Annotated in this window: 2 protein-coding genes and 1 pseudogene; all 3 read right to left on the bottom strand. The window is 43.6% G+C overall.

The window, feature by feature from the left end:
• Positions 1-1,749 (bottom strand): annotated as a pseudogene (locus tag K6G87_RS01800) (DNA-directed RNA polymerase subunit beta); the annotation flags it as partial.
• 427 nt (positions 1,750-2,176) lie between these two features.
• Positions 2,177-2,551 (bottom strand): 50S ribosomal protein L7/L12, encoded by a 375-nt coding sequence (gene rplL, locus K6G87_RS01795; RefSeq protein WP_073388375.1) that lies wholly within the window; start codon positions 2,549-2,551, stop codon positions 2,177-2,179.
• A 98-nt stretch (positions 2,552-2,649) separates the two neighbouring features.
• Positions 2,650-3,090 (bottom strand): 50S ribosomal protein L10 (rplJ, locus tag K6G87_RS01790; protein WP_296833082.1); only part of this gene is annotated, 441 nt, incomplete at its 5' end.

Genomic DNA, 3,090 nt, shown 5'->3' with positions numbered 1-3,090 from the left:
CTCTGCATCTGTATGGTCTACACGACGATAAGGTGCTTCTACAAATCCGTACTCGTTAACTCTTGCATAAGAAGCAAGTGAGTTGATAAGACCGATGTTAGGACCTTCAGGTGTCTCGATAGGACACATACGACCATAGTGAGTATAGTGTACGTCTCGAACCTCGAATCCGGCACGGTCTCTTGAAAGACCACCAGGTCCAAGTGCAGAAAGACGTCTCTTATGAGTCAGCTCAGAAAGAGGGTTGTTCTGATCCATGAACTGAGACAGCTGTGATGATCCGAAGAATTCCTTAACAGCAGCCTGAACAGGCTTAATGTTAATAAGAGTCTGAGGAGAAATCTCCTCTGCATCACGAGTAGTCATACGCTCACGAACAACACGCTCAAGTCTTGAAAGACCGATTCTGTACTGGTTCTGTAAGAGCTCACCTACGCAACGGATACGACGGTTACCAAGGTGATCGATATCATCACTGTGACCTACGCCGTACTCTACGTGCATATTGTAGTTGATGGATGCAATGATATCTTCCTTAGTGATGTGCTTAGGAATAAGATCATTTCTACGTGCAAGAATAGTCTCAGCAAGACCTTCTGCATCATCCTTTGTTGCATACTCATCAAGAATCTCTCTAAGTACAGGATAGTAAACATCCTCATTGATGCCGAGCTGCTCAAGATCGCAGTCAACATAGTGAGTAAGGTCAACCATCATGTTAGAAAGAACCTTTATATTGCGCTCTTCAGTCTGAATCCATACATAAGGTATAGCTGCATCCTGAATTTCTTTTGCAAGGGCTCTGTCTACCTTTGTTCCTGCAGAAGCAAGCATCTCGCCTGTTGTCTCATCAACAACATCTTCAGCAAGGATCTGGCCACCGATACGATTCTTAAGGTGTAATTTCTTATTGAACTTATAACGGCCAACCTTAGCAAGATCATATCTTCTTGCATCAAAGAACATAGCGTTGATAAGTGACTCAGCACTATCAACTGAAAGCGGCTCGCCGGGACGGATCTTCTTGTAAAGTTCAAGAAGACCAGACTGATAGTCTGTTGAAGGATCCTTTGAGAAAGAACCCTGAAGCTTAGGCTCGTCACCGAACAGATCAATGATCTCTTCATTTGTGCCAATACCAAGAGCACGTATAAGTACTGTTACAGGTACCTTACGTGTACGGTCAACACGAACATAGAAAACATCATTAGAGTCTGTCTCGTACTCAAGCCATGCACCACGGTTAGGAATAACTGTGCATGCGATAAGCTTTTTACCAAGCTTATCATATGTAATATCGTAATAAATACCAGGTGAACGAACGAGCTGTGATACAATAACACGCTCTGCACCGTTGATTACAAATGTTCCGGTAGCAGTCATAAGAGGAAGATCACCCATGAAGATCTCATGTTCTGTGATTTCGTCTTTCTCTTTATTATGAAGACGTACCTTAACCTTAAGAGGAGCAGCATATGTTGCGTCTCTCTCTTTACATTTCTCGATAGAATACTTAACTTCATCTTCGCAGAGTTTGAAGTCTACAAATTCAAGACTCAGCTTACCGCTGTAGTCTTCAATTGGAGAGATATCATCGAAGGCTTCCTTGAGACCCTCATCCAGGAACCACTGATAGGAATTCTTCTGGACTTCAATGAGGTTTGGCATCTCGAGGGTGTCCTTCTGGCGCTGAAAACTCATGCGGACATTTTTGTCTGAACCAGTAGGATGTATTCTGTACTTTTCCATTGACATTCACCCCGTTCTTTGGATTTTATGAAAAGAGTTTCCGACCCGTTTCTGACCTTGAAAATATAAAAGGGCATAATTAGGCCTTTCACTCCACAATAAGTGCATTTTCCATATTAATGCAAATCTATACAAATGTCAAATGATTTTTTTGGTAAAAGAGCTGAAGTTATATTCCTGCCTGGAAGTAACAGAAAGTGTTTTAGCTGTGACTGCGTGAAAATATGAATCGGAAATTATTTTTTGCATCGAGTAGGCTGACTCCTACTCGATTTCGCACACGAACATTCCGCACTTCGTGCTCCATGTTCTTACAACCGGCAAATGAATTTGTATGCAAGCATCCATTCGCTTGCCGGTCTTGTGCAACAAAAAAGCGGAGAAGATTTCTCTTCTCCGCCAGGTAAAAACATTATAAAGGTTTAAATTACTTAAGAGTAACCTTAGCGCCTTCAGCCTCAACCTTAGCCTTGATATCCTCAGCTTCAGCCTTCTCAACGCCTTCTTTGATCATCTTAGGAGCGCCATCTACAAGATCCTTAGCTTCCTTGAGACCAAGACCTGTGATCTCACGAACAACCTTGATAACCTTAACCTTGTTAGGACCAACTTCTGTAAGCTCTACGTTGAACTCAGACTGCTCTTCTGCAGCACCTGCGCCAGCGCCTGCTGCTGCTACAACAACACCAGCTGCTGCTGATACGCCGAATTCTTCCTCGCAAGCCTTTACGAGATCGTTAAGCTCAAGAACTGAAAGCTCTTTAATAGCGTCAATGATTTCCTGTGTGGATAACTTTGCCATGATAATTTACCTCCATATAATTTGGTATAATTCTTTGTTATTAGTTTGCCTGACTATTCAGGCCTCACTTGAATTTTCAAGTATATGCGACAGAATAATTATTCTGCTGCAGGTGCTTCTTCAGCTGCAGGAGCTTCCTCAGCTGCTGGTGCTTCTGCTGTAGCTGCCTCAGGCTGCTTCTCTGCGATCTGTTTGATAACGCGAGCGAAGTTCGCCATAGGTGACTGCATAGAACCAAGCAAACGGGAAAGGAGCTGATCCCTTGGAGGGATAGAAGCGATCTCCTTGATTGTGTTCTCGTCGAAGAATCTGCCTTCGCAAACACCACCCTTGATCTCAAGCTGTGGGTTCTTCTTAGCGAACTCTGCAAGAATACGAGCAGGTGCTGCAGGATCTGTTTCAGAAATAGCTGCTGCACTTGGTCCGTCGAGCATACCATCGAGCTGAGCAAAATCTGTTCCCTCGAATGCACGCTTCATCATTGTGTTCTTGTAAACCTTGTAAGATACACCCTCTGCACGAAGAGCTCTACGAAGCTC

It is taken from the genome of Butyrivibrio sp. (genome assembly GCF_024699075.1).
This window is presented reverse-complemented; position numbering and strand designations above follow the sequence as displayed.